Here is a 25,006-nt window from a genome sequence, read left to right on the forward strand (position 1 = left end):
AGAGCGTGGATGACGAGCGGCGCGCACCACAACCGCACCAGATCCAGCGGGGAACAGCGGGGGATCCCGGGGAAAGCAGTCGAGCCCGACGAGGCCGCACCTCGACCATTCGTCCAGGTCAGCGCCCGAACCGGCCGCAAATGATCGCAGCTTCCCAAGCTGAGAGCGCGAGTTCGATTCTCGTCACCCGCTCCACGAAGAAGGCCCAGATCACCGATCTGGGCCTTACTTGTTGTCTAGTCCAATCAGAGGGCGGCGTGCCCTCGGCGTGCCCTAAGTCGAGTCCAGGCCGCCACACCAGCGCCATTCGGGTGCCCAGCAGGCATCAACCTGCCCCGGCGTCCCATATCGCGAGACGCAATTCGTGTGGCCTGCGCCACACAGGGCGCAAAGGGTCACCAAGACGCATACGCAAAGGGTGGTTTGCGGGACGGGTGGCGCCCCGGTCTCCGGGCCTGCCTTGACGGGTTTACCTCGCCGACTCGGCAGTACGGTGAACCCGTGACCTCCTTACCGGAAGAATCGCCCTCACTGATCCGTGAAGGCGACCGCGAGGCAGCCGTGCGACGTCTGCAGGAGGCGTACGCGGAAGGGCTCATCCCACACGAGGTGTTGGACGAGCACCTCCACCAGGTGCTCAGCGCCAAGACGCGGAGCGAACTCGCGTCCGCTCTGGTCGCGCTCCCGGAGGAGCAACCGGGAAGCACTGCCACGATCGCCGCCGCCGGTGGGCGGATCAAGCGGCGTGGCGCGTGGCGGGTGCCTCGGGTCCTCAAGGTCGAGTCAGCATATGGAAGGGTGCGCCTGGACCTGTCCCGGGCGGTCATCGAGCACCCGATCGTCGACATCGAGCTGCAACTGGGAACCGACGGGGCCCGGATCACGGTGCCCCGGGACGCGGTGGTCGACGTCGAAGGACTGAGCACGGGATGGAAGGACCTGCGCTACAAGATCCCGCGACAGCCCCGGCCCGGCGGGCCGACGATTCGAATCTCCGGGGTCATGGGATACGGACGCTTGAAGATTCGCCACGCCCTGCGTTGAAGCCCCGTCCGGTGCTTCGGCCCCGCCGGCGGCGAGTGCAGCACTAGGCGGGTACCAGGTCTCCCAGCGCCTCGCGAAGCGCCGTGCCCACGACAGGTCCCGCCACGGCCACCTGTCGAAGCTCGTCGCCCTTCATGTAGCGGTAGCTCTGCGGAGGGTGGAAGGACCCGGCGGAGCGCAGCGCATTGAGCGATACCGGCTCATCGAAGGAGACAGGATTCTCCATCGTGAGACCGCTCGCCTGCCTCGCGCCGCTCATGTAGGCGTCGTACTCCCGCCGGGTGATCCCGGTCTGTCCCCGATGAGCCGACCAGACCTCGCTGGGCGTGGCGACGTAGATGGCGGCAATGCGCGCCATGCCCACCACCGCCATGGTGGGCGCGGTCGCGTACAAGAGGACGGGCGTTCCCGGAGGCGCGGCGACGCGCTGGCGGCGAACCTCCACCGTCTTGCTGCCGGCCAGGATCGCGTTGGCGAAGCGCGGGTGGACGGACAGCAGCATCGCGCGTTCCGGATCGCTCACGTCGTTCGGTGCCCCTCTTGGTAAACCGCCTGGAACAGCTCACTGCTGATCTTGGACAGCGAGATCAGCGAGCCAGGCGACCACGTTAGCCCCCGGCCCCTGGCCAGCGAGGTCAATCGGCGCAGCGTCACCGGCTTCGGGAAGATCTCAGTGTCCGAGAACCTCAGCGCCATGGCGTGACCGGACGCGTCTGCAGCCCTCTCGACCTCAGCCCGACCATATACGCCCAGGTGTTCGAATTTCGAGAACAGAACATCCGGAGTGTCGATGAGCACCTCGTCGAGCCGCGAGCTGCCCACCACCATCTGACCCTCTCCCGTGGAGTTGCCGTCGCTGACGTACCAGAGCAGTCGAGCCGGGACGCTCTCTCCTCGACGCTGCGAAGATCGGTAGTAGACGTGTTCCCTGCTGATGCCCAGGGCGTCGCTCCGCGCGATGAGCATGGCCGGGACGTTGAACAGCTCAGTCGACCAGCGCGGCTTGATGGGCACCATGAAGGACGGCAGCTCGGAGTCGATGACCTTGGCCGGCCACCACGCACGCTCCAGCACGGCGGTCACCTCCGCCGGCATGCCGACGTCGAGCACGGTCGCATCGACAGCAAGCTCTCGGGCCAACCCGCCGGCCACCACCTCCACCTCGGCGGCGGTCCCGCACACGTTCACCAGGAGCGCGACGAGCTCGCCGTTGTGCTCGAAGAAGCCGTCGTCACCGGCCGCGGCCCGCGCCGCCTCGGAGGGGTGCGGATCACTGATGCGGACGATCTCGGCCCCGCAATCCCTCCCGAGCCGCTTAAGCAGGAAGAGGAGCTGCCGGGCCAGGGTCTCTTCCAGGGGGTGGCCAGCTGTGCGAAGGACGGGTACAACCAGGGTTCGGCCGTCCAGCGACCACGCGTAGAGGGCGACCGGTCGGCCCTGGCCGTCCCGGAGAAGCTCACGACGCCATGCGATCCCGCCCTCGTTCAGCGACCGCAGCCGCTCAGAAAAGGCTGAGCCGTCGTCAGCGCCCGACTGCTCGAAGAAGGCGACCAGTTCATCCTCCGCGCCCGGCGCCACCTCCGCGGACCGGAACTCCGTCCCCATCAGGTCAGCCGGGCGATACACCTGGGCCTGCCGCAGCTCATCGACGTGAAGCGTCACGGTCGACGGTGAGACGACCCGGACGCGAGCCACCTCCCAGGCCACATCTGTCAGGCGAGACAGCAGCGGATCACGGGTCGCCAGGACTTGTAGACCAGCACACGAGGTCTCGGCCACATACCGCATGCCTCGCAGAAGTGCTGGGTCGGCAGCCAGGCCGGGAACCGCCTGCGTAGCGGCTTGCACCAGTTCGCGGGTTCGCTCCTCCACGGCCGCGGAGCCGGGAGAGAGCTTGTGGAGCCCGGTCAGCGCCGCCTGCTGGTGCTGACGCTCTGCCGTGTCCGTGAGGTCCCGGATCTGATGGACCAACTGCGGGGTGTAGGCAAACTCAACGAGATCCGCCATCCATCCGGCTTCGAGCGCACGGGACTCCTCGGCACCGGTGGTGTCCGTGAGGCCGCGCAGATCGGCGAACACACCATGGTCGACCGTCACCACGAGGAGCGCGTCGCTCTCCATCTCCGTGAACAGGTCCGGATGGCCGAGGTCCAGCCACCAGCCGTCCAAGATCTCCCCGTCACGACCACGCCCACGGACCTCACCGTCCGGAACGAAGCCCAGACTCCTCCACATCCCGCTCAGGTCATAGTCCCGACGGCACTTGGCCTTGATCCCAAGGCGTTGTGGATACCGCTCCTTGATGCCCTCCACCAGACGGCCCGCAATTCCCCGCCCCCGTTCCTCCTCAGCCACACACAGGTGCGCGAGTCGGATACGCGCGCTCCTCTTCGGCAGCCCGAACAGCGCGTAGCCGATCACTTCGCCGGCCTCGACCGCGACCAGAAGGCCACCGTCCTCAGCTGCCTTCTCATAGGCAGGAGGCGTCAGAAGCCCCAGCGTCTTCGTGTACCGGTCCCCCAGGGCTATGGCCTTAACGATCAACTCTTCTTGCGCGGGCGAAACGGACACCAGCTTGATCGCCATTACTACCCCCTCCAGCTGTGGCTGATCGCGACCGGCCACAACTCCCCTGTCACTGCATACAGGGAGAAGCTGATCTCAGTTGCTGCCATCCCTCAAGGGGGCACGAGGGGCGCACGGTGCTGCGGAGACCGTCGCCTGCCTCCAGAGTCCGGCCGATGGAACCGTCCCGCCGGACTCGTAGCCCCGATACCGGTCCGCCTAATTGGCTTCCGACCGATCGGCACCCGCCTCACGCAAGCGCTCGCGCACTTCAGTGTCGATCCCCTGGGCCAGCCTCCGCTGATGCTTGACCGTCGAGTGCTGGTAGATGAGCTGGGCGCGCTCCGAGGACTGGCCGGCGCGCACCATGAGGTCCTTCAGCTTGGCGCCGGTGTCGGCGGCGAGGGTGTTACCGGTGTGCCGGAGGTCGTAGAAGCGGAAGTTGTCGGGCAGCCCCACCTTCGTCCTGGCCTTGCGCCACTTCCGTCCGAACGTCGAGCGGCGGAATGGAGCGCCCTTCTCCCCGACGAAGAGGAGACCATCCGGCTCCTTCTCGGCGAACCACTGCACGTGGCGTCGCAGCTCGGGCAGGAGGAAGTCGGGCAAGTAAACGGTGCGCTTGCCCGCTCGGGACTTGGGATCGCCGGTGACCCTCCTGCCGTTGGTCAGCTCCGGTGACGCATGCGTGATCCGCAGGGAGCATTCGTCGAGATCGACACTGCGGCGGCGCAGTTCAGCCAGCTCCTCGGGGCGAAGCGAGGCGAAGGCACCGAGCAGGACCATCAGGCGCCAGCGCGGACCCATGGCGTCGGCGAGGTCGAAGACCTGCTCCACGGTGGCGGTCGGCCGCTCGTCGGCTTCCTCCCGACCGGCGCCCTTGATCCGGCACGGGTTGGTCCGCAGGAGGTCGTCATCGACCGCGGTCTGCAGGATGGCCTTCAGCAGCCGGTACGACTTGGCGACCGTCGTGGCACCCGTTGCCTTGAGCCGCTCGGCTCGCCAGGTGCGGACGGAAGGCGGTGTGATCTCGTCCAGGTCCTTGCTGCCGAAGACCGGCAGGAGGTGCAGGCGTAGCAGGCCGTCGTAGCGGTCGACCGTGGTCGGGGCCAGACCGCGCTCCTCCATCCAGCGAAGGGCGTACTTCTCGAAGTTGATCGCGCCGGCGTCCGGGTCACGCCAGTGGTCACGCTCGATGTCGGCGCGGACCAGGTTCAGCCAGTCCTGCGCGTCGGTCTTCGTGTCGAAGGTCTCGGGGGCCTTGTGGCGCTGCCCGTCCGGGCCCAGGTAGCGGGCCTGCCATCGACCGGACGGGAGCTTGCGTACGGTACCGAACTCCCGACGACGCTGGAGCTTGCGTGTCGGCATCAGGCGGCCCGCCCGTACCGAGTGCGGGTGCGCCGGGTCGGCTCGACCGTGCGCGCCTCGATGTACTCGGTGACGGCACTCTCGGGGACGCGCACGGGACGTCCGAGCTTGACGTAGCGAATGCGGCGCTCGGCGATCAGACGGCGAACGAAGCGTTCGCCGGTACCGAGCTGTTCGGCGGCTTCGGCCACCGTCAGGAGGCGGTCAGCCATGGGCGACCGCCCCCTTTCGGCTGTGCTGCTGAGTGCAACGGGCCGGGGCTATTGCGAGTCGGTGCAACGGTGAGACTTCCTTACCGAGGTCGAAACTGGAGCGGGCACGGCGGACCGGTGGTGGCTTCAACAGGTCGCGGAGTCCTGGAGCAGGGCGCGGGCCGGGACGCGAAGTGCCTGCGCGAGGGTGAGCAGGTCGTCGACGTCGCAGCGGCGCTGAGCGCGTTCGATGCGGGACAGCATCGTGTTGGACATTGGCCGGCCAAGGGCGGTGACGCGAGCGGCCAGCTCTCGCTGGGAGAGGCCGCGCTCGGTGCGGAGAATTTCGATCGTGCGGGCGGCCCTTATCCCGGCTGCGCCGATTTCCAGTGAACGTGCTGCCATGACTCCAATTCTCGGCTGTGTTCGCCGGTTTGGTTAACCGGCGATCGTCGGCTATGTTGCGCCGCCGTGCGTTTGGCAGGCGGGTGGCCATTTCGTCGATGGGTTCCCTGTGACGGCGGCCCGAGCAGTGCTCGACAGCGTCTCTGACGTGGGGTGTTGTGTTGTAGCTTCGCCACTCACCGGACGTCAACGCCTTGCCGGTGTGATCCTTCTGGCTTGACGCCCAGAACAACTATTTGGTCAACCGCCGATCGTGACCTACCGTTTTCACGCCGCCCTCGCCGCCCCGATTCCCGACGGCCTTTCTGCCGACAGAGATTCGACAGGTCAGGGCTGGACTTGTGCCGCTCGGGTGTGGCTATGTTGACGACACCCCCGGAAAGCGCGACCGGCTCTCAGCCAGCCTCGCGTCCACGGCCGGCCAACTCCCCCGCCTTTGCCGTCACGACCGACGGTGAGCCATGGGTGCCCGCCCATCGGCCACCGAGTGAGGAACACTCCGCTCTTGGCACGGATCCGCACCATCAAGCCCGAAGCCTTCGTCTCCGAATCCCTCGCCGTCGTCACCCTGACCGCCGAGCGCACCTTCTTCGGCCTGCTCACTCAGGCCGACGACCAAGGCCGCTATCGCGACCACGCGGCGATCATCGCCGGTCAGCTGTGGGTTCTGCGTCCGGAGCACACTCCCGCCGAGGTCGAGAAGGATCTCGCCCAGCTGGCCGACGCCGGCCTGGTCTGCCGGTACAAGGGCTCGGACGACAAGCGCTACCTGCACATCGTCACGTGGCACAAGCACCAGAAGATCAACCGGGCCAGCAAGAGCCGCATCCCGGCCTGCCCTCGCCACAACGATCCGAACGGTGCCCCGGGCGGCACCAAGACTGTCGAGGCCGTGGCACCCGCGCCGTCCGTAACGCACGGAGCCGTCGCGGACCATGCGCCGAACCCTCACGGAGGTGACAGTGAAGGGGCACGGAACCCGCACGATCCCTCGAACCAAACGGAAACCACCAACAAAACCGCAGGTCAGGAGGCAGTCAGTGAGCCCTCACCTGAACCTCATGGACTCGTGCTTGAGGCCGCGGTGACACCTCACGGTCCGGATCTAGGACCTAGGATCATGGATCTAGGATCTACCCCTTCGGGGGGCGCAAGCGCCCCCGCGGCCAGCACCGTCTCGGCCAAGCAGCTCATCGCCGAATACAGCGCGGCATGCGCCCACCGCCCGCCCCAGGACGTCCTGGGCCATCTCGGCCGAGAGGTGCGCAAGCTGCTCGCCGAAGGCATCGCTCCCGACCACATCAGGGCAGGGCTCGTCCTCCACAGGACCAAGGGCAAGCACCCCAGCATCCTGCCGAGCCTGGTGCACGAGGCCATGAACGCCGCCCTCGCCCAGCCCGTCATCCACAGGCCGTGGACAAACCCCGCCGACGCCGAAGCCGCCTACGGAGAACAGCTCTGACCTCCACCCTCACCCGCGAACCCCAGCCCGTCGGCCTGCTCGCCGACCGTCTGAACGGCATACTGGCGGGCCGCGGCATCGACCCCGGCGCCGTAGCCACGGAGCCGCCCGCCGAACCCGTCACCGCCTTGGAGCTGGCCGACGCCCGCATCCCGGCCCGCTACCGCCGCGCCCTCGCCGACCACCCTCAGATCATCACCTGGGCCGACCACATCGCCCATGCCGGACGCCCCGGCCCCAGTGGGCCCGGCATCGCCGAGGGTCCCTCCCTGCTGATCGCCGGCCCCACCGGCACGGGCAAGACGCATCAGGCGTACGGCGCCGTCCGGGCACTCCTCACCCGCGGGGTCCGCCTGCGCTGGGAAGCCGTCACCACCGCCGACCTGTACGCCCGCCTGCGTCCCCGTGCCGGCCACGACGCCGAACGCGACCTGCAGACCCTGGCCCGCAGCCCACTGCTGCTCCTGGACGACCTCGGTGCGGCCAAGACCAGCGAGTGGACCGAGGAGCTGACCTACCGGCTCATCAACCACCGGTACGAGCACATGCTCCCCACCCTCATCACGACCAACCTCCCCACCGCCGAGCTGCGCACCACCCTCGGTGACCGCGTCGCTTCCCGCCTCGCGGAGATGACCGACCGCGTCATCCTCAAGGGCCCTGACAGACGACGTCACCGCTCCCCCTGACGATGGAGGAAGAAGACCGGACGACGGAAGGGCAGTCTGCGAGCGCGCGTCCTTTCACCAGGAGGACCGGCCGCGTGCCGCGTCGAGGACCGAGCGAGGGTGTCGGGGACCAGTCCTCAATGGCCGGGGACCGGATGGCACATGCGAGGACCGAGCATCCCGGTCCCGGGACCGTGGCCGCCCGAGGTGGGGACCGGTCCTCACCAGACATCGGGGACCGGTCCCGTACGTCTCGGGGACCGGTCCCCGACGGTCCCGTCGGACACGAAAACGGTCTCCTGGCAAAGCAGCAGGTCACAGCCCCCAGGTGGGCGGAAACAACGGTCCTGCACCGCGAATGACAGTCAATCGTGAGGGAGGACCGAGCCCTGCCGGGTCCCGGTCCTGCCGAGGACCGAAGACCCGCACAACGCGGTCCGCGGTCCCCAAGCGTGATGCGCAGAGGAAGAGAGGACCGGTCCTCGCGGACCGCTCCAACCTGGAGCCCACCCCACACGGTCCCGTAACGAGCCCGCCCGGTGCCAGCCGCGCACGGCCGCCGCTACGGGTTCTCACCGTGGAACACCCACCCAGAAAAGCGACCCATGCACCAACCACATCAGCACACTCCTGACGACGTGCGTCAGGGGGCCACCATCTCAGCCTCCGACGGGTCGGGTAGCCGGAGCCCATCGCTGGGCCCCGGCCCCCTCAGAACCGGACGTGCGCCTTTCAACGCATCCGGCTCAAGCAAGCCGCGAGGGCTCCGCAGGGCGGATACTTACGGTCCGATTTCCGTCGTTTACATGATGCTGACGGTGACAATCGGCGTGCACGAGGCTGAGGTTGGCTCGTTCATCCGTCCCGCCGTGTCTCCGGTAAACGAGGTGGTGCTTGTTGAGCACCTTCCTCGACGCCGCGAACCAATCGATCCACTCGCGCAGATTGTCCGGCTCGTATTCAGCTCCGTCGATCAGCGCCTGACGGCAGAGGGGACACACGCCCCTCTGCCGCGCCGCCAGGTACAAACTGGTCTTGTCCATAGGCGGCGGCGCTTTGATACGGCGACGCGCCCGCCAGTAGCCGGTCAGGGCCGGATCGTCCGGAGACGACGCCCCTTTGACCGCGTTATGCCGGGCGTAACGGGTCCAGGCGAACTTCTGGAGGTAGGCGCCACTGGAGTGGTCGCCGAATACCCAGTTGTCCCGCCTGGCCTTGTTGAACCGGCCGAAATAGTGGCGCTTGATCCACAGCCCCGAGCGGTTCTCGTGGCCACGTTTCGCCCACTTGTAGAGCAGCGTGAACATGTAGAAATCCATCGAGCAGAACACCCGATGCGACGCCACACCCCGGTAGTACGCCGTCCAACCCCGCACGATCGGGTTGAATTTGGCGATCACGGCCTTGGCCGGAGCGCCCCGGAGGGCGCGCATTTCGGTCCGGAGCCGTTTTCGGAGCTTGTTGCACGCCTCTTTACTCGGCCTGATGACCAGCGTCTCTCCGTGCTTCTTCACGGAGAAGCCCAGGAAGTCGAACCCCTCACCGAGGTGGACGACCCTGGTCTTCTCCTCGTTGAAGCGAAGACCTCTGGGCGCAAGCCAGTTCATCAAATCCTCTTTGACTCGGAACGCTTCTTCCTTGCTGTGGCACAGCGCCACGAAGTCGTCGGCATACCGGATCAATACGGGAGTTCCGGCGACGACGCAGAATTCACGCCCTCTGCGCGTGTCGCGCCTGGCTCCCGCGGCCTCTTCCATCCCGTGCAGTGCGACGTTCAGCAGCAGCGGGCTGATGACACCGCCCTGAGGAGTACCCTCCTCGGTCGGCGTCCAGCGTCCACCTTCCATCACGCCGGCCCGCAGCCATGCCCGGATCAGGTCCCTGGCGGGGAACTGACCGATCATGGCGGTCAGGTGGTCGTGACTGATGCGGTCGAACGCGCCCTCCAGGTCCGCGTCCAGCGCCCACAGGCGCTTGGCCAGCCTGCCCCTGCCGAAGGAGCGGATGGCCGCGATCGCGTCCTGACAGCCGCGCCCGGGCCGGAAACCATACGATTTCGGCTTGAACCGCGCCTCCCACTCGGGTTCCAGCGCGTTCTTCACGCGGGCCTGGAGCACACGGTCACGGATGACCGGGATACCGAGCGGGCGCTGCTTCCCGTTCGCCTTGGGGATGTACACGCGCCGGACCGGCTGGGCCTTCCACGGGGTGTGCGTCCGGTGGCTCTCAGCCGCCAGCCAGGCCCTCCCCGCAGGGGTGAGGGCCGTTTCCCCGTCGATTCCAGCCGTCCGGCGACCCTTGCTCTGCTGGGTCACCCGCTTCACGCTCACCAGCGTGTTGCTGCGGCTTCTCAGCATGAGCTTTTGCAAGTTACGGACCCGCTTGAGGTCCCCGTCCTGCGTCGCCTTGAAGATCCGCCGCCTCAGCCGCCGTACGTTCTCCTCGCACTCGGCCCAGTCGATGCTGTGCCACGCGAGTTTCCCGCCCTCCGGTCCGTTCGCCTCGGACGCGCGGGCAGTCGCATCTGCCGCTGTGGTACTCAAGCACGCCTCCGGCATCCAACTTGTCCTTCGGTTCCGGCGCCTTTGCATTGGGGCTTCAAAGGCTCACCTGATCCACGTGGGCGCCCTTTCGGGCCGGGCCACCAGGGCCCGTATCCGGCGGGTTATGGCGGACAGCGGGTGGAGAGCCACCGCCCGTTTTCCCCTGACCTTTCGGCCTACCGGCCTTCGCTTCTTGGATCATCCTGTTCCTGCTGGGGAGTTGGGCCTCCCTTGCGGTCGGCTTACCGGTCATTCCGGACCCCATCAGGGTTTCCGTGTTCCGCACGCAGAAGATGCGGCTGGGGTGGGCGCCCCCTCTACCCCGTGGCCAGCGGTGTCCCACTACCGGTGTTGCTTGCACCGGAAGCCGCCTGTGCCTTGCAGCACCGGGCCCGACCCTGCCGAGAACCAGCCATCGCAGGGGTTCCATATGACGAGGCATTAACCAGGGGTTCACGCGTGTTCGCCCGTCCAGCCTTCCCCTTACCTGTGGCCCCTCGATGGCCGAGGCGCCCTTGGGCGTGAACGCTCAGCTTCACACCCCGCCGTTACCAGCGACGCATGTGAGCGCGGGGACGGAAATCGGGACACTAATCCGGAGGAAATCTCTTGTCTGAATCTCTCCACGAGACGGACCTCACTTCTCAGCGTGCGGCCTCACGTCGCACAGCAAGTTGGTGCAAGAGCATTGCTCCCGACGGGAGCAATGCTCTTGCGTCTCCCGCCCCGAGAGCGGCGGGCCCGGAAGCGACCGAGGACGGATCGCAAACCGGCGGGGAAGAGCTACACGCGAACCACAGCATCGACTGCGCGCGCACCTCTCCGTCGCAGCCCCGCATACAGCAGCGCGAACGCCTGCGCGACGAGAACAAGCGCCTGCACCAGCCCAGCTGCCGCATGAACGACGCCGAGTACCAACTGCTCGCCCGAGCAGCCGCCACGTGCCACATGAGCATCGCCGGCTTCCTCGCCCGCTCCACTCTCGACGCCGCCCACGACCTCGGCCGTACCGCCGCGGACATCGCAGGCGAGCGAGAGATGCTGCACGAGCTGTTCGCGCTGCGGCGCCACCTCGGGCAACTCGGCAACAACCTCAACCAGGTCGCCAAGGCGCTGAACTCCGGCGCCGACGCATCGCAGGCAGAGGCGGTCCTCGCCACCGTCCAGCGCGCCGCCAAGCGCGTCGACGCCTTCACCCAGCACCACTTGGACAACAGGACAGCCGGGTGATCCCCCGCGTCCACGCAAGAGGCACGCGCACCATCGGCCTGCTCCACTACTTGTACGGGCCCGGCACGCACGAAGAGCACACAGACCCGCACCTGGTGGCCGCCTGGGACAGCCTCGCCCCTGATCCCGGGCGCGACTCCGATGCCACGTACGGCGATCTCCAGCGGCTGCTCGACCAGCCGGTCAACGCCCTGCCGAAGAACCGCCGGCCCGCCGAGCACGTATGGCATCTGTCGGTACGCGCTGCTCCTGAGGACCCGGTCCTGTCGGACGAGCAGTGGGGCGAGATTGCGCGCCGAATGGTCGCCGCCACCGGCATCGCTCCCGACGGTGACGACGCCGCCTGCCGCTGGGCAGCGATTCGGCACGCCGACGACCACATTCACATCATCGCCACCGTCGTACGTGAGGACGGCCGCCAAGCCCGTATCCGCCAGGACGGTAAGCGTTCCCAAGCGGAAGCCCGCGTGATCGAGATCGACTACGGGTTGCGCCGCCTCGCCACCGGCGATGGCACCGCAGCCCGTCGTCCGACCAGCGCCGAACGGCACAAGGCCCAGCGGGAAGGCCGGGAGCGCACAGCGCGGGAGGAACTTCGTGAGTCCGTGCGCCGGGCAGTGGCCGGTGCTGCCTCGACGGACGAGTTCTTCGACCGCCTGGCCGCCGCCGGTCTGCTGATCCGCAAGCGTCTCGCGCCCTCCGGCGATCTCCTCGGGTACAAGGTCGCCCTCCCTGATGACCGGAACAAGGACGGCGAGCCGGTCTTCTACTCAGGCTCCAAGCTGGCGCCCGACCTGTCCCTGCCCCGTGTCCGCGAACGCTGGAGCCGGCCCTCGGAGACGCCCACCGCCATCGACGGTTCATGGCCGGATCAGCCTGCACTGCCGCCCGTGACAGGCCCCGCGTTCGCGCGGCGGCGGGCCGCGGCTGCCACGTGGCAGGCCCTGCTGGTGATCGACCACGGCGACGACGGCACCGCAGCAGCCCAGATCGCCGCGACCGGAGAGGTCCTGGACGCGCTGGCCAAGACCTCCGCCGCCCACACCCGGGCCGAACTGCGCGAGGCAGCCTCCGCGTTCGAGCGCGCGAGCCGCTCCCACGTGAAGGCGGTACGCGGGCACGACCGGGGCCTGCGACAAGCCGCCCGTGATCTCGTCCACAGCGGGCCGGTCCTGGGCCGGGGCGAAGACGGCGCCTGCACGGCCATGCTCATCGACATGGCCGTCTTCGTCGTGACCGCCGCGGCAAAGTGGCACGCCAGGAAGCATCACACCCAGCAGGCCACAGCAGCCCAGCAAGCCGCCGAGCACCTCCGCGCCGCCTACCAGGCCGCCTCAGTCCAGCCCATGACCGCACTGAGCCAGCGAGGCCGGCGGCTGACTCAACGTGTTCGGCAACAGCAGGCGAACCTGCTCCACCAAGTGCTGCCGGAGCTGGCCGACCAGATCCAAGCCGAGTCCGGTTGGCCCGCCTTGGCCGCCACACTGGACGACGCCCGGAGGGCCGGCCATGACCCGGCCGCCCTGCTGACCGAAGCCACGGCACGGCGCGAACTACGCTCCGCCGGATCCATGAGCGACGTCCTCGTCTGGCGCCTGCGCCGCAGCGCTCACCTGCCCGCACTACCCGACGACCGCAACGCCACGGCCCTCCGAGCCAACCGGCACACCTCGCACTCGGCGCCCACCACGCAGTCGGTGCCCGGCCCGACAGGGAATGATCCCCGCCGTGGGCGCTGACGACCGCGTCCTGATCACCTGTACCGGGCCACGGTGTACGCGGTAGGCCCGTGCAAGGTGCCTGCTCCGATCCCGTCGGTGATCTGGAGGACGTCGAAGCCGGCGAGCGTCGCGTACAGCTCCAGCTCACGCGGCCCGAGAACACGCCGACGGATCACGTCCCGTGTTTCTTCACCAGAGTTGAACACCCACTGCCGACGCATGGTGTTCATCTGGGTCCGCAGGTCCCACTCATAGCTGATGGTCACGTGGGCCGTGCCCGATCCGGTCTCGACCTCTGCTTCCTGCGGCTCATCACGCTCGATCGGCGCTACGGAACAGCAGAGTACAAGGAGCGTCCCGGGACGGGCGTGCGCTGCGAAGGTCCGGAAGACCGCCTGGATGTCCTGGTTGTCGTGCACGTAGGAGAGGGAGTTTCCCAGGCAGGTCAGCACGTCAGCGGTATGGTCGAGTCGGATGGTGCGCATGTCGCCGAGGCGGATGTCGAGGCCGGGCCGTGTGCGGCGGGCGTAGTCGACCAGGCCGGGCTGGAACTCGACACCGATGCAGTCGAAGTGGCGGGCCAGCAGCTCCAGGTCTCTCCCGGTTCCGCAGCCCAGATCCAGCAGAGTGCGGGCGTCCGGGCGGTGCCGATGGACGAGCGCCCGACAGCTGCTCGCGCTGGTGCTGTCAGACTGCACTCTGTCGTACAGGGCGGGGTCTCGGTAGAAGAGGTTGGAGGCTGCCAGGTGTCTGATTTCGGCGATGTCCAGGCCGCTCATGCGAGGCTCCGCAGTCCGACTTCCAGGGCGAGTGTGTCGCACAGCAGGTCGGGCACCGCGGGAGTCCGCTCGGCGTGGTCGCGGGCCCGGCTGAGGGCGTCGGCATCAACGTAGCCGAGATCGATCAGCAGGGAATCGGTCAGCATCTCGTCCAGGAGAGGGAGCCCGTAGGTGCGCAGTCCCGACTCCATGACCGCGAGGAAGTTCTCCGGCTCGGTCGGAGCCGCGACGGACTCGGGCAGACCCGTCCGCCGAAGTCGGTCGCGGAACATCCTCTTGTCGCGTTTGTACTCGTACGGCAGCTGTTCCATGAAGCGGATCATCCGGGGGTGGACGAGCGGGGCCACCGGCCAGATACCGAGTCTCACGTACGCCGGATTGTGCAGGCCGAATGCCATGAGCGTCGGCACAGGCAGGACCGGGATGGGAGCGAGGTTCTCGTTCACCTGGGCCAGCGCCGCGGTGGCCTTGTCGCCGAGCCATGGCACCGGCTCCATCGGCGGGAGTCCGGCTTCCGTACGCGAGTGGTGGGCGTTGACCTCGTCCCCGCCGCCACCTGTGAAGATCAGCTCGCAGCCGTGTGCGGCCACGTGCCCGCGCACGACGTCGAACGCTTCCTGGTAGAAGGCGCCTGCCGGATCGTGCGGCCGTCTGCGTTCCCTCACGCCACCAGGCACGAAGGGCGGGTGCTGCATCGCCGGCACGGCGGTGTCCCGCAACCCCAGGTGATCCACCAGTGAGCGGCGCCGGTCTCGCTGGAGCTGGCCGATCCGGCCGCCCATGAGCAGCCCCATGGTGTGCACGGAGCCGAATCCGGCCGCGACGGCGGACAGTGCCACGTTGGCCGAGTCCGCTCCGCCTGACACCTCGACGCCGACGCGGCCGGCCGTCGATCGCCACTCGGCCACGGCCTCGGTGAGCAGTGCGTCGAACACGGTCACGGGGTCCACTCCGCTACGGAGGCTGCGGGGTTCCAGGACGTGTTGGGCGGGCTCGGGGTAGAGGATGGAGAGCCCTGCCGGCGTGAAGACCGCGGTAGCGCGTTCGGTGAGTCGGTACACGCCGTCGAAGAGGGTGTCGGTGCTGTAGCGGTGTTGGCGGCTCAAGGTGCGGGCGACCGCTCGTGGATTGAGCTGGTCAGGTCGCAGGTGCGGCCGGAGGTCGACGATGTCCCAGGACCCGAAGATCTCGTCGCCGACAGCTGTGAGGTACAGCGGGACGGTACCCAGCATTCCCGCCGAGACCTGGATCTCGTCGGGCCGGACGAGCAGCGACGTGTAGTCGGCTTCACCGTCTCTGTCTTCCCGCACCAGCACACAGACGCTCGATCCGTCGCCCGGTATGAGGTCCGCGACCAGGACGGTTGCGTGAGCGGGTCGGATCCAGCTCTCCCCCTTGACCCAGCGGTCTGTGTCCCATCGCCAGCCGGCGTCCCGGGTGTCTGCCAGTCGCACACGAAACGAGAGCACTCCGCTCCCCTCCTCTACGGAGCGGCGGAGCAGGACGCCAGGCCCTGCTCCGCCGCGTTCACCGGCCGGTCAGCTGCAGTGGTCGCCGTTGTTGTCGCCGCCGCCGGGCATCTTGTCGAGCAGCGCCGCGTCCATGCTGGGGACGCCGGTGACCAGGTCTCCCGTGAAGAGTTCGTCGATGATCATGGCTGTTCCTTCCTCCTGCGGAGTGGGTGGACGGGCCCCGCGAGCTGCGGAGCCCGGACCCGTCCCTGCCGCCGGCGTTCACGGCGAACTGGACGGGAGCTCGTTGGGTGGGGGCCCGCTCTGGCCGAGGGGAGAGAGCGGCTGAGCCCTTCCCCGGTGGGGACCGGGTCTTCCCGAGGGCTCGCTCGGCCAGAGCGGGAGTCGGTAGGTCCGGAGTGGACCGGTGGTCTCTCTCAGTCGGGGGCGAGGTGCCACAGAGCCCAGGCGACCGGGGTAGTAGAGACGATGATCAGGGCCGACGGCAGCCACTGCCGCCAGCCATAGGGGCGACCTCGCCTGCTGCGCCGCCGGCTCACCATCCCCGGGACACCGCCACCACGATCGATCCCCCGAGCACCATGACGCACGCGATGTACATGACCTGAGCCGTGACCTGGCCTTTCACCGCGCGCCCTGGTCCTTGCCACACTGTTGCCCCACGGTCGGCGCGAGGCCAGGTCGGCCGACGAAGACGCGTCGTGCTCGTTCCTGGTCGGGCAGGGTGGCGCCGATCCGGCACACCGGCGGCTCGGCCGGGGTTTGGTCAGCCATCGTTCTGGTCCTTCTTCCGGGTCGCGCGGTAGACGTCGGCGAAGCGTCTGGTCAGCGCGCCGACGTCGCGCATGTACTGGTAGGCGATGAAGTGGGGGGACTGCTCCGTCGGCCGACGCGTCAGGTCGAGGACCCGGTAGCCCTCCCGGAACAGCGCCTGGACGGCCGGGTCCTCGTCAAAGCCGAGTTCCTCGGCCATCAGCACTCTCAGGTGGCTGACCAGGTCTCGGGTCGTGGCGTCGATCACCGGGCGCTCGGGCATCGACAGCCGGATGGCCAGCGCTGTCTCCACGGCCTCGTCGACCGCCTCCAGGACAATCGACGCTCCAGCCACCTCGGACGACGTGACGCTTCCTGCTGCCATGTCCGCACCCCTTCTCCGGCCTCCACCGTTGTCGTTTCTGACAACGTCCAGAAAAGCGGCTCGCGTTGGCGCAGACCACGGCATCCACGGGCCAGTCCTGGGACACTTCTGGGACAGCCCGGTGCCGTCGGGTTAGACGCGGGTTGATGCGTGGAAAGGGGGCGGCATGGGGCTTGCGGAGAGGCGCAGGGCGCTGGGCTACAGTCAGGAAGAGCTCGCGCACGCCCTCGGCGTGGACCGACGAACCGTCGGCCGCTGGGAAGGCCGCACCACCACGCCGCAGCCGCCGCTGAGACCACGGCTGGCCGAGCTGCTCCACCTCGACCTTGACGAACTCGACGCGTTGGTGGGACAGCCACAAGCAGTCCGACCGGAGTCGGCAGGGCCGCCGCCTCGCGACCACCATGGCTCAGGGGACCTCGACGACATGATCCGACGCCAGTTCCTGCGCGCCATCACCGTCACCAGTGCCCTGGTGGCCCTGCCCCCCGATGAGGGCGCAGCCCTCGCGGAGGGCGCGCTGCGCGGGATGTCCGATGACTTCCTGCGCATGAACGGACACCTGTGGCAGGTCTACCAACTCGCCCGCGCCAAGCGTTCCGTCTACCCGGTCGTCCGCGACCAGCTCACCGCCCTGAACGAGACCCTCGGCGGACGGCCCGAGGTCGAAGCACAGGCCCTGTGCGGCGCGGCCGGTGACCTCTTCCAGCTCGCCGGAGAACTGGCCTTCGACGGCAACCGCTACACCGACGCCGCCGCCTCCTACACGCTCGCCGCCTCTGCCAGCCAGGAGGCGAAGTCCTACGACCTGTGGGCGTGTGCCCTCGTCCGCCACGCCTACGTCGATCTGTACGAACGCCGGTACGCCGACGCGGTCGGCGCGCTGTCGGCCGCAGAGAAGGTGGCAAGGCGCGGGGACGGTTCCCTGTCCACCCGCTACTGGGTCGCTGCCGTCCAGGCCGAGGCGTACGCCGGCCTCGGCGACCTCTCCGCCTGCGAACGCGCCTTGGACGAGGCGGAGAAGGTGACCGGCCTGAGCGGGGCGGCCCACAACGGTGGCTGGCTGCGTTTCGACGGCTCCCGCCTCGCAGAAGAGCGTGGCGCGCGCTACCTCCAGCTCGGTCGCCTCGACCTCGCCGAGAAGGCACTCAGCAGCGCGCTCAGCCAGGACATCCTCGCTTCCGGCCAGTCCTTCCGCCGACGCGGTGCGGTCCTGACCGACCTCGCGGCCGTCGGCGCCCGGCGCCAGGACCCCGACCAAGTAATCGCCTACGGCGGGGAGGCGCTGCGACTCGCCCGCACGACCTCCTCGGGTTACGTCGCCCGTAAGCTTCTGGGGTTACGAACCGACCTCGGCCCGCTCACCCGCGACGCTCGTGTGGCGGAGCTGGGCGCCGAGATCGACGCACTGTGCACGACGTGACGAGAGGGGAAGGCATGTCGCAGTCCGAGGGCGCCCGACTGTTCCGCGAGGCTTGGATCACCGGAGTGCGCAAGCACTTCCCCGGCGAGCCCAAGCCCGGTTACGTCACCCCCTGGGAAGAGACACCCGAGTGGGAGCGCCAGGCCGCCGGCGCCGTCCACGACCAGGTGCGCCAGTTCCTCGACCTCAGCGACCGCCACGCCTCCCGCCTCACCCGCGAGCAGAAGAGCCGCTTTGTCGCCACCTGCTGGACCGCGCAGATGTACAAGCACTTCGAGAACCCGAAGCCGGGCTATGTCGCCGACTGGGCTGCCCTGCCCGACTGGCAGAAGGAGACCGACGCGGACATCTTCGAGGCGATCGAGGACGCTCTGAAGTAGTCGCACGGGACTGCCATTCAAGTCGGCCTGCGCAACCGCCGGGCTTCCTACGGCGTCGATCGGCCCTCCCTTCGCGGCTCGTTTCCGACCGCCGCGTCACGGTTCAGCTCCTGTGGGACCGGCGCGGCGAGGGGGCCGGACAGCGGGCGGATCCTGCTGAGCATGCGCGCGGCTCCGAACTGTTCTGCGGGGTTTCTGGTTGTCCCTTTTCGGGACGGGCGTCATGTCCCGACTCGGGACAAACCTCTTGTCCCGACTCGGGACGGGCTTCCTCCCCCACGACCGCCGAGGCTTTGACTGTCACCATCGTGGCCAGCCCGTCAGCCGCTGCAACACCGTCGTAGCCGTAAACAGTGTGCTCGCCGTCCTGACGGTCGGCGACGACGCCTTCATCGAGCAGCATCCCGGGGATCCCGCCACCTGCTGGCCTCGCCGTCCTCGTCACGGTCCTGGCCGCGTCCGTGGTCCTGAGCATCCGACGCCCGTGCCCGGGCGGAGCTGCGCTCCTCGCGGACCGGGGCGAGGACGGCGCTGAGTACGGCTCGCCGGAGACGAGCCGACCAACCGCCCGGGAGACACTGCGTCTGGACAGACAGCGGGATGACGACTGCCCCTGGTCCGGACATACCTGGCTGGCCCGTGGGCCGTGCCCGCGCGGTGTGCGCCGACTGCCCCGGTGCCGTGCGAGCAGGGCCGCGTCGGAGCACCATCGACGGGAAGGCAGCCACTGGAGGGTCCGTGCGCGATGCGGTGGGTGATGACGTGGGGCCGTGGCCGGCGGACGAACCGGGTTTCTGGCGGCAGGTCGTCGAGCGGCTGGGCACGGCGGTGCTGGTGCTGGACACAGCCGGACGGGTGATCGCCGCGAACCCGGCGGCCGAGCGGCTGCTGGGCCGCACCGCCGCCGCGATGCGGGGCGCCGACGCACACGATCTGCTGCACCGGGACGCGGACGGCAACAAGGTGCCGCGAGACCGGTGCCCACTGCTCCACGCGCTGGCCGAGGGGCAGGGGGCGCGAGGGGAGGGCGGCACGTATCTGCGCGGTGACGGTCGTCTGCTGGCTGTCTCCTGGTCCGCGTCCCCCTTGACGGAGGACGGCTCCGTGCAAGGCATGGCATTGCTGTTCACGGACGCCACGGGGGACCGCCGCGTCCATCGGGAGCGAACGGCGCGCACGCGCGCCTTGGAGGACCTCAACGAGCGGCTGTCCCTGGTCGCGGAGATCACGGACGTCCTGGGGCAGACTCTGGAGACCGACGAGGCGCTGGCCCGCCTGGTGCGGCTGCTCGTGCCCCGTCTGGCCGACTGGGCCGCGGTGGACCTGCGGACCGGTTCCGGCGAGGTCCACCGGGTGACGGTGACCGGTCCGGAGGGACGGGACGCCGGATTCCAGGGCCGGAGCGTACTCGGCGCGGAGGGAGCCGGTGAGGGGGAGGACTCGCCGCTGGGCCGTGCGCTGACCGGGGGCGAATCCGTGCTCCAGGAGCGGGTGGCTGCCGTCACCCCGGCCACCGCACATCCGCCTCTGGTGGCTCTCCACAGTGGCTTCCTGGCCGCGGTGGGTGCGCGCTCCGCCATCACGGTGCCGCTCGGCGCCCGGGACCGGATCACCGGGGCGCTGACGGTGGTGCGCACCGACCCGGCGCATCCCTTCGACGAGGACGACCTGGCGGCAGTGAGTGACGTCGGCCGCCGGGTCGGCGTGGTCATCGACAACACCCGCCGCTACGGCCGTCAGCGCGCCGTCGCCGAGGCGATGCAGCGCAACCTGCTCGCCCCGCTGCCGCAGCACGGCCATCTCCGGCTGGCCGCCCGCTACCAGCCCGCACCTGCGGGCTCGCAGGTCGGTGGGGACTGGTACGACGCCTTCATCCTGAAGGACGGCGCGCTCGCCCTGGTCATCGGTGACGTCGTGGGCCACGACCTGACCGCGGCGGCCGGTATGGCCCAACTGCACGGCATTCTGCGTTCGCTGGCCTGGGACCACACGGGACCGCCCGGCGCCGTCGTCGACCGCCTCGACGCCGCCATGCCGGTCATCACCACCGTCCCGCTGGCCACCCTGATCCTCGCCCGCGTCGAGGGCGACCCGGACACGGGACCGTGGACGCTCCGCTGGACCAGCGCGGGGCACCCGCCCCCGCTGCTCCTCTCCCCGGACGGCACCGCATGCTTTCTTGAAGCCGGCCAGGGGCTGCTCCTCGGCACCGGATCCGTCGGCGACGCGGACCGACCGGACGCCACGCATCCCCTGAAGCCCGGCTCCACCCTGCTGCTGTACACGGACGGGCTCGTCGAGACACCGGGCAGCGACCTCGACACGGGCCTGGACCGGCTGCTCCGGCACGCCCTCACTCTCGTCCACGAACCGCTGGACAGGCTGTGCGGAAAGGTCCTCGCCCACCTGCCGCCCGGCAGCACCGACGACGTGGCTCTGCTCGCCCTGCGTGTACCGCCGCCATGAGACGTGGTGGCCGTCGGACCGGGCCGGTGCCGCGGAGGCGCCCACCATCTGCCACGCCACTGATGACCTGCTGTCACGCCGCCTTTACGCGCCGAGGAGTAGTCTGAGGAGACCGAGGGCATCAGGCACGCCGGTGGCGGACCGGCTCCACCCCGGTATCCACCGGCGTTCGTCACGCGGAAGGGTCTCCCCCTTCACCCCGCATACGCCCGCCGACTCCCTTCCCGCGAACTCGCGGCGGTCGTCGGCGTTTTCCTCCGGCAAGAGCGGCCAGGCACGACCTCCAGCACCCGGATCCACCGGCCACGTCCGGCGCTGCCCGACAGCCCGCGGACCGTCGGCCGCCGTGCCCTGCCGAACCGGCCGGCAACCACCTCGTCAGAAAGAACCCACGTGATCACCACAGTCCCCACCGCACCGTCCACCCCGCCTCCGCCCCCGCCCCTGCCCCTCGTCCGCCTGCGTCTCGCGCCACACGGCGCGCTGCCGCGCCGGATCGACGGGGTGTGGTGGCCGTACTCCCGCGATCTTCTGACACAGCTCCCGAAGATGCTCGCCGCGCTGCCGAGAGCGTGGGGCGACATCACCGGCGTCACCGTGGACGCCGCGGCCTGGTCGGCGGCACCGGGGCGCATGTTCGTCGCCAACCAGGTCGTCCGCCTGCACAAGGCCCCCGCCTCTCCGCACGCTCCGGACCGGGTCGTCCTGCTCTCCCCCGGGCTCGGCCGTTGGGATCTGCAGGTGATCCCGCCGGACGCGACGGAGGAAGCAGCCGCTCTCCTCACGGCCGCCGCCCTGGACGACCGGCGGCCCGGCGCCGACGGAGAAGCCCGGCCCCCGACCCCGACGGCGGCGGCAGGTCCCCACGGCCGTGTGGGGCCCACCGGGCGGGGCACCCGGGCCCCTCGGTGGTAGGAGCCGCCGCGGGCACGTCCATGTACGCACCCGCTCCCCGCGCCCAACTCGCCCTGGGGCCGCCCCGAGTCATCCGCCCGCTTCTGAGAGAGACGTCCTCATGACCATGGCCACCACCACCGCCACGCGCTCCGACACTCCCGGCAGCGACTTCGCCCGGCTGTCGAAGAAGATCGCGGACGCCGGACTGCTGGGGCGCCGCCCCAGCTACTACACGTTACGCATCACCGCCGTGACCGGGCTCTACGCCGCCGGATGGGCCGCGTTCATCCTCGTCGGCGCCTCCTGGTGGACACTGGCGATCGCCGCGTTCCTGGCCGTGATGTACGGGCAAGTCGCCCTGGTCGCCCATGACATGGCCCACCGGCAGGTGTTCCGCCGCCGCCGGGCCAGCGAGTTGTCCGGACGGATCGCCGGCGCGTCGATCGGCATGAGCTACGGCTGGTGGCAGGACAAGCACACCCGTCACCACGCCAACCCCAACACCGAGAACCTCGACCCCGACATCGGACCCGACCTGCTCGTCTGGTCCCCGGACCAGGCCCGCGCCGCCACCGGACTGCCCCGCCTGCTCGGCCGCTGGCAGGCGTTCCTCTTCTTTCCCCTGCTCACGCTGGAGGGCTTCAACCTGCACGTGGCGAGCTGCAGGGCCATGGCCAACCGCCGGCTCAAACGCCGAGCGGTCGACGGCGCTCTGCTCCTGGGGCACTGCGCCGTCTACCTGGCCGCCCTGTTCTGGGTCCTGCCGCCCGGGATGGCGATCGCCTTCCTCGCCGTCCACCAGTGCCTGTTCGGCGTCTACCTCGGTTCGGCCTTCGCACCCAACCACAAGGGGATGCCGATCCTGACGGCCGACGACCGCCCCGACTTCCTCCGCCGCCAGGTGCTGACCTCACGCAACGTCAACGGCGGCCGGTTCACCGACCTGGCGCTCGGCGGCCTGAACCACCAGATCGAGCACCACCTGTTCCCGAGCATGCCCAGCCCCAACCTGCGCAAGGCCCGCGCCATCGTCCGGCGGTACTGCCGGGACCTGGGCGTCGACTACGCGGAAACGGGCCTGGTCGCCTCCTACCGGTTGGCACTCACCAGCCTCCACGACGCCGGCGCCCCGCTCCGACGGACCCGCGTCCCCACCTAGCGGGGCGAGACGCCGCCGTGGGTACGGCGGCGTCCAGGACGCAGCCGTCCGCGTCCGCCGTACCAGGAGCCCCGGCGCTCGCCGCCGTCGTTGGCAACCGGGGACCGTCGGCGTACCGCCGGCCCTTCGTCGGTCTTCCGGTCTGGTGCGACGACACCGCTGCGGCCGTAGTGGAAGGCGGCGCTTCTGTCCCCGTGCTGAGAGTTCAGCCGGTGGATGAGGAACGCGCCTGCCGCGATCACCGCCAGCAGCACGAACACCGTCACCAGGATGTCCATGGCCCTCACACCCTTTCCGGCCGGTCCTCCGGTGTGGCGACGGCGACTCGAAGCCATGGAGAAGTGACGGAAGCACCGGCTCCATGTCCTCCTTCGGACTCCCACACCGCTTCCCTGGTGCGGTCGGCCTCGGCGGTCACCGTCAGACGCGCGGCATCCGCCAGCAGGCTGCTCGCGGTCGCTATCCGGCGCGGGTCGCTCGCAGCGGCCATCAGCCAGGCGGCCGCGGCCGGAGGCGTCTGCGGGGGAACGACCAGCAGGTTCCAGCGGCCCACGTGGTAGGAGAGCAGCAGCAACTCGTGCTCGTCCTGCTCGAAGCGGAACCAGCCCACCTTCACCACGTGCCCGGCGACAGGCACCTTGCGCGGGACGACCGGCCACTGGGCGGGGTTCACCGTGACCCGGGTGACCCGCCCCCACAGTGGATCGAGAACGGACGCCAGGGCAGGCAGTTCGGCGGCGAGATCACGCGAGCGTGGCCACCAGGCGCCGTCCAGCAGAAGCGGTGCCGAACCGGCGGGAGCGAGCGAGAGGCGTACGGGGGACATGGGACGCCGGTCTTCGGACGTCGTCGGAGGGGAGACGGTCGCAGTCATGACGCGAACCCTGCCCCGGGCGGGCCTGAGCCGACCCGGCGTATTCGATCACCGAAAACGGCACAGACGCGAAATGTCCGTGCGCGGAGTGTTCCCGGTACCTCCAGCCTACTCTTCGCGGCGCCCGAGCAGGCCGTACGCCGGGAGCAGCCCACCCGATGAGGCCGAAGCCTCTCGTCGGGGCTCGTCGAGGAGTAGCCTGAGGACTTCGAGGGCTTTCGTGCACCGGCGCCGCCGGTCCCGTCCTCGGTCACCCAACCACCGGGCGCTCCGTCAGCCAGCGCAGGCCCGCAGTCAGGCTTCTTCCTCATGATCATGAACTCCACTCAGCTGCGTCCGCACGCGGCACCGTTCCGCTCACGTGCCGCGCGCCTCGTCCTCGGATCCGCCAGCCGTTTCGGCCGTCCGGACGGCGCTTGGTGGCCACGGACCCGCGACCTGGCACGAGAACTCGGCGAACTGGCCGACGTGATCGATCCGCTGTGGGGCCGGCTCACCCACGTGGCCGTCAATCCCCGCCACTGGCAGCCTCTCCCGCACGGCCTGGTCGTCGTCAACGGCTACGAGGTGGCGGTCGACCGATTCACCGAGGTGCTCAACCCGCACAGGATCCTGCTGCAGTCCTACACCGCGGGCCGCTGGGATCTCCTCGTGGTGCCGCCCCCGACGAGCGCGTCGTCAGCGGCCCGGCTCATGGCGGCCGTGGCGTAGCGCAGCGGTGGGTGCGTGCCCCGGACCCACACGCTCCGTGCCGGTGTCGATGAGGATCTGTTCCGCCGACGTCTGACTGCCGGCGCGCACGGCCGCGGCCATGGCCGCGCGGGCCGCGTCGGCCGCGGTGTGCGGCGGAACCACCAGCAGCGAAAAGAGATCATTGCTGCCCCGGGTGATGAGAACGGTGTCGTCTCCGACCGGGAAGGAGTCGATGCGGACGACACGACCGTCGATCGTCAGCCGCGTCGGCAGCTCGTCCCAGGCGTCGGTGTCCAGACCGACACGTGTGATCGGCCCGAGGTACTCGGACAGCGCGGAGACGAGGCCGGGCAGTTCACCGGCGATGTCGCGGGAGCGGGGCCACCACGCCCCGTCGAGCGCACCCTTCCGGTCATGCGTCGTCTCAAGCCGCACCACCGCGGTTCCAGGTCGCGAAACCGCCTGATGCACAGCGTCGGGCAGGAGCCTGCTCACCCGCGGGGGGTCGGGGTCGGACATCGCACTCGCCTG

The 25,006-nt window shown here is 69.3% G+C and carries 24 protein-coding genes; 11 read left to right on the top strand and 13 right to left on the bottom strand.

The genetic code is table 11. From position 1 onward, the window contains the following. The first annotated feature begins 501 nt into the window (after window positions 1-501). Window positions 502-1,044 carry a DUF1707 SHOCT-like domain-containing protein gene (locus AC5L3C_RS17775; protein ID WP_125505179.1) on the top strand — a complete coding sequence of 181 codons (543 nt, stop codon included), beginning with the start codon at window positions 502-504 and terminating at the stop codon, window positions 1,042-1,044. 43 nt (window positions 1,045-1,087) lie between these two features. On the opposite strand, the gene AC5L3C_RS17780 is transcribed toward AC5L3C_RS17775, so the two are convergent. The 5 genes from AC5L3C_RS17780 to AC5L3C_RS17800 all read right to left on the bottom strand — a co-directional run bounded on the left by AC5L3C_RS17780 (window position 1,088) and on the right by AC5L3C_RS17800 (window position 5,570). Next, complete coding sequence (locus tag AC5L3C_RS17780; protein ID WP_224219990.1) at window positions 1,088-1,567, bottom strand: ASCH domain-containing protein; 480 nt, start codon at window positions 1,565-1,567, stop codon at window positions 1,088-1,090. Further along, window positions 1,564-3,630: a GNAT family N-acetyltransferase gene (locus AC5L3C_RS17785; protein ID WP_054103071.1), complete on the bottom strand. Its 2,067-nt coding sequence runs from the start codon at window positions 3,628-3,630 to the stop codon at window positions 1,564-1,566. The genes AC5L3C_RS17780 and AC5L3C_RS17785 overlap by 4 nt, the downstream gene beginning before the upstream one ends. A 198-nt stretch (window positions 3,631-3,828) precedes the next feature. Further along, the gene (locus AC5L3C_RS17790) at window positions 3,829-4,974 is read right to left on the bottom strand and encodes a tyrosine-type recombinase/integrase (protein ID WP_037640757.1); all 1,146 of its coding nucleotides are present in this window, start codon (window positions 4,972-4,974) and stop codon (window positions 3,829-3,831) included. Then, window positions 4,974-5,186 (bottom strand): excisionase family DNA-binding protein, encoded by a 213-nt coding sequence (locus AC5L3C_RS17795; RefSeq protein ID WP_151785044.1) that lies wholly within the window; start codon window positions 5,184-5,186, stop codon window positions 4,974-4,976. The genes AC5L3C_RS17790 and AC5L3C_RS17795 overlap by 1 nt, the downstream gene beginning before the upstream one ends. A gap of 126 nt (window positions 5,187-5,312) precedes the next feature. After that, complete coding sequence (locus AC5L3C_RS17800) at window positions 5,313-5,570, bottom strand: helix-turn-helix domain-containing protein (protein WP_030401440.1); 258 nt, start codon at window positions 5,568-5,570, stop codon at window positions 5,313-5,315. Window positions 5,571-6,075: 505 nt separating this feature from the next. On the opposite strand from AC5L3C_RS17800, the gene AC5L3C_RS17805 reads away from it, so the two are divergent. Then, the gene (locus tag AC5L3C_RS17805) at window positions 6,076-7,032 is read left to right on the top strand and encodes a hypothetical protein (RefSeq protein WP_167998787.1); all 957 of its coding nucleotides are present in this window, start codon (window positions 6,076-6,078) and stop codon (window positions 7,030-7,032) included. Further along, window positions 7,029-7,721 carry an ATP-binding protein gene (locus AC5L3C_RS17810; protein WP_030401442.1) on the top strand — a complete coding sequence of 231 codons (693 nt, stop codon included), beginning with the start codon at window positions 7,029-7,031 and terminating at the stop codon, window positions 7,719-7,721. Before AC5L3C_RS17805 ends, AC5L3C_RS17810 begins: the two co-directional genes overlap by 4 nt. A 725-nt stretch (window positions 7,722-8,446) precedes the next feature. On the opposite strand, the gene ltrA is transcribed toward AC5L3C_RS17810, so the two are convergent. Beyond that, on the bottom strand, window positions 8,447-10,243 hold the full coding sequence (ltrA, locus tag AC5L3C_RS17815; protein ID WP_493649856.1) for a group II intron reverse transcriptase/maturase: 1,797 nt from the start codon (window positions 10,241-10,243) through the stop codon (window positions 8,447-8,449). 876 nt (window positions 10,244-11,119) lie between these two features. Here ltrA and AC5L3C_RS17820 point away from each other — a divergent pair. Further along, on the top strand, window positions 11,120-11,473 hold the full coding sequence (locus AC5L3C_RS17820) for a plasmid mobilization protein (RefSeq protein ID WP_493653919.1): 354 nt from the start codon (window positions 11,120-11,122) through the stop codon (window positions 11,471-11,473). Then, entirely contained in the window at window positions 11,470-13,212 is a 1,743-nt protein-coding gene (locus AC5L3C_RS17825; protein WP_359577064.1) for a relaxase/mobilization nuclease domain-containing protein, read from the top strand. Before AC5L3C_RS17820 ends, AC5L3C_RS17825 begins: the two co-directional genes overlap by 4 nt. Before the next feature lie 14 nt (window positions 13,213-13,226). On the opposite strand, the gene AC5L3C_RS17830 is transcribed toward AC5L3C_RS17825, so the two are convergent. The 4 genes from AC5L3C_RS17830 to AC5L3C_RS17845 form a co-directional block, all read right to left on the bottom strand. Further along, on the bottom strand, window positions 13,227-13,973 hold the full coding sequence (locus AC5L3C_RS17830; RefSeq protein ID WP_493649857.1) for a class I SAM-dependent methyltransferase: 747 nt from the start codon (window positions 13,971-13,973) through the stop codon (window positions 13,227-13,229). Continuing rightward, complete coding sequence (locus AC5L3C_RS17835) at window positions 13,970-15,283, bottom strand: asparagine synthetase B family protein (RefSeq protein WP_203550459.1); 1,314 nt, start codon at window positions 15,281-15,283, stop codon at window positions 13,970-13,972. The genes AC5L3C_RS17830 and AC5L3C_RS17835 overlap by 4 nt, the downstream gene beginning before the upstream one ends. A gap of 786 nt (window positions 15,284-16,069) precedes the next feature. Beyond that, the gene (locus AC5L3C_RS17840; RefSeq protein ID WP_158002360.1) at window positions 16,070-16,219 is read right to left on the bottom strand and encodes a hypothetical protein; all 150 of its coding nucleotides are present in this window, start codon (window positions 16,217-16,219) and stop codon (window positions 16,070-16,072) included. Beyond that, entirely contained in the window at window positions 16,212-16,583 is a 372-nt protein-coding gene (locus tag AC5L3C_RS17845) for a hypothetical protein (RefSeq protein WP_007453357.1), read from the bottom strand. The genes AC5L3C_RS17840 and AC5L3C_RS17845 overlap by 8 nt, the downstream gene beginning before the upstream one ends. A 166-nt stretch (window positions 16,584-16,749) precedes the next feature. Here AC5L3C_RS17845 and AC5L3C_RS17850 point away from each other — a divergent pair, with 166 nt between their 5' ends. The 5 genes from AC5L3C_RS17850 (at window position 16,750) to AC5L3C_RS17870 (ending at window position 22,908) form a co-directional block, all read left to right on the top strand. After that, entirely contained in the window at window positions 16,750-18,006 is a 1,257-nt protein-coding gene (locus AC5L3C_RS17850) for a helix-turn-helix transcriptional regulator (protein ID WP_007453339.1), read from the top strand. A gap of 14 nt (window positions 18,007-18,020) precedes the next feature. Continuing rightward, complete coding sequence (locus AC5L3C_RS17855; protein WP_007453337.1) at window positions 18,021-18,386, top strand: hypothetical protein; 366 nt, start codon at window positions 18,021-18,023, stop codon at window positions 18,384-18,386. Window positions 18,387-19,124: 738 nt separating this feature from the next. Further along, window positions 19,125-20,852 (top strand): SpoIIE family protein phosphatase, encoded by a 1,728-nt coding sequence (locus tag AC5L3C_RS17860; RefSeq protein WP_493649858.1) that lies wholly within the window; start codon window positions 19,125-19,127, stop codon window positions 20,850-20,852. Window positions 20,853-21,245: 393 nt separating this feature from the next. Further along, window positions 21,246-21,767, top strand: coding sequence for a DUF5994 family protein (locus tag AC5L3C_RS17865; RefSeq protein WP_037640747.1), 522 nt, complete (start codon window positions 21,246-21,248; stop codon window positions 21,765-21,767). Window positions 21,768-21,867: 100 nt separating this feature from the next. After that, the gene (locus tag AC5L3C_RS17870) at window positions 21,868-22,908 is read left to right on the top strand and encodes a fatty acid desaturase family protein (protein WP_493649859.1); all 1,041 of its coding nucleotides are present in this window, start codon (window positions 21,868-21,870) and stop codon (window positions 22,906-22,908) included. Here AC5L3C_RS17870 and AC5L3C_RS17875 read toward each other — a convergent pair. Then, on the bottom strand, window positions 22,905-23,186 hold the full coding sequence (locus AC5L3C_RS17875; RefSeq protein ID WP_033276642.1) for a hypothetical protein: 282 nt from the start codon (window positions 23,184-23,186) through the stop codon (window positions 22,905-22,907). The genes AC5L3C_RS17870 and AC5L3C_RS17875 overlap by 4 nt on opposite strands. 5 nt (window positions 23,187-23,191) lie before the next feature. Then, on the bottom strand, window positions 23,192-23,782 hold the full coding sequence (locus AC5L3C_RS17880; protein ID WP_033276641.1) for a DUF5994 family protein: 591 nt from the start codon (window positions 23,780-23,782) through the stop codon (window positions 23,192-23,194). Window positions 23,783-24,097: 315 nt separating this feature from the next. Between AC5L3C_RS17880 and AC5L3C_RS17885 the strand changes: the two genes are divergently transcribed. Continuing rightward, on the top strand, window positions 24,098-24,493 hold the full coding sequence (locus tag AC5L3C_RS17885; RefSeq protein WP_203550461.1) for a DUF5994 family protein: 396 nt from the start codon (window positions 24,098-24,100) through the stop codon (window positions 24,491-24,493). Here the strand turns inward: AC5L3C_RS17885 and AC5L3C_RS17890 are convergent. Next, on the bottom strand, window positions 24,461-24,994 hold the full coding sequence (locus AC5L3C_RS17890) for a DUF5994 family protein (protein ID WP_125505185.1): 534 nt from the start codon (window positions 24,992-24,994) through the stop codon (window positions 24,461-24,463). The genes AC5L3C_RS17885 and AC5L3C_RS17890 overlap by 33 nt on opposite strands. Window positions 24,995-25,006: the final 12 nt, after the last annotated feature.

The sequence above is a fragment of the Streptomyces speibonae genome, assembly GCF_984686075.1.

What these genes read in the sequence shown, in the direction of transcription:
- AC5L3C_RS17855 (WP_007453337.1), top strand. Translation starts at nt 18,021, where the DNA reads ATGTCGCAGTCCGAGGGCGCCCGACTGTTCCGCGAGGCTTGGATCACC.
- AC5L3C_RS17880 (WP_033276641.1), bottom strand. Translation starts at nt 23,782, where the DNA reads ATGACTGCGACCGTCTCCCCTCCGACGACGTCCGAAGACCGGCGTCCC.
- AC5L3C_RS17885 (WP_203550461.1), top strand. Translation starts at nt 24,098, where the DNA reads ATGAACTCCACTCAGCTGCGTCCGCACGCGGCACCGTTCCGCTCACGT.
- AC5L3C_RS17785 (WP_054103071.1), bottom strand. Translation starts at nt 3,630, where the DNA reads ATGGCGATCAAGCTGGTGTCCGTTTCGCCCGCGCAAGAAGAGTTGATC.
- AC5L3C_RS17790 (WP_037640757.1), bottom strand. Translation starts at nt 4,974, where the DNA reads ATGCCGACACGCAAGCTCCAGCGTCGTCGGGAGTTCGGTACCGTACGC.
- AC5L3C_RS17875 (WP_033276642.1), bottom strand. Translation starts at nt 23,186, where the DNA reads ATGGACATCCTGGTGACGGTGTTCGTGCTGCTGGCGGTGATCGCGGCA.
- AC5L3C_RS17850 (WP_007453339.1), top strand. Translation starts at nt 16,750, where the DNA reads ATGGGGCTTGCGGAGAGGCGCAGGGCGCTGGGCTACAGTCAGGAAGAG.
- AC5L3C_RS17870 (WP_493649859.1), top strand. Translation starts at nt 21,868, where the DNA reads ATGACCATGGCCACCACCACCGCCACGCGCTCCGACACTCCCGGCAGC.
- AC5L3C_RS17840 (WP_158002360.1), bottom strand. Translation starts at nt 16,219, where the DNA reads ATGGCTGACCAAACCCCGGCCGAGCCGCCGGTGTGCCGGATCGGCGCC.
- AC5L3C_RS17830 (WP_493649857.1), bottom strand. Translation starts at nt 13,973, where the DNA reads ATGAGCGGCCTGGACATCGCCGAAATCAGACACCTGGCAGCCTCCAAC.
- AC5L3C_RS17795 (WP_151785044.1), bottom strand. Translation starts at nt 5,186, where the DNA reads ATGGCTGACCGCCTCCTGACGGTGGCCGAAGCCGCCGAACAGCTCGGT.
- AC5L3C_RS17800 (WP_030401440.1), bottom strand. Translation starts at nt 5,570, where the DNA reads ATGGCAGCACGTTCACTGGAAATCGGCGCAGCCGGGATAAGGGCCGCC.
- AC5L3C_RS17845 (WP_007453357.1), bottom strand. Translation starts at nt 16,583, where the DNA reads ATGGCAGCAGGAAGCGTCACGTCGTCCGAGGTGGCTGGAGCGTCGATT.
- AC5L3C_RS17890 (WP_125505185.1), bottom strand. Translation starts at nt 24,994, where the DNA reads ATGTCCGACCCCGACCCCCCGCGGGTGAGCAGGCTCCTGCCCGACGCT.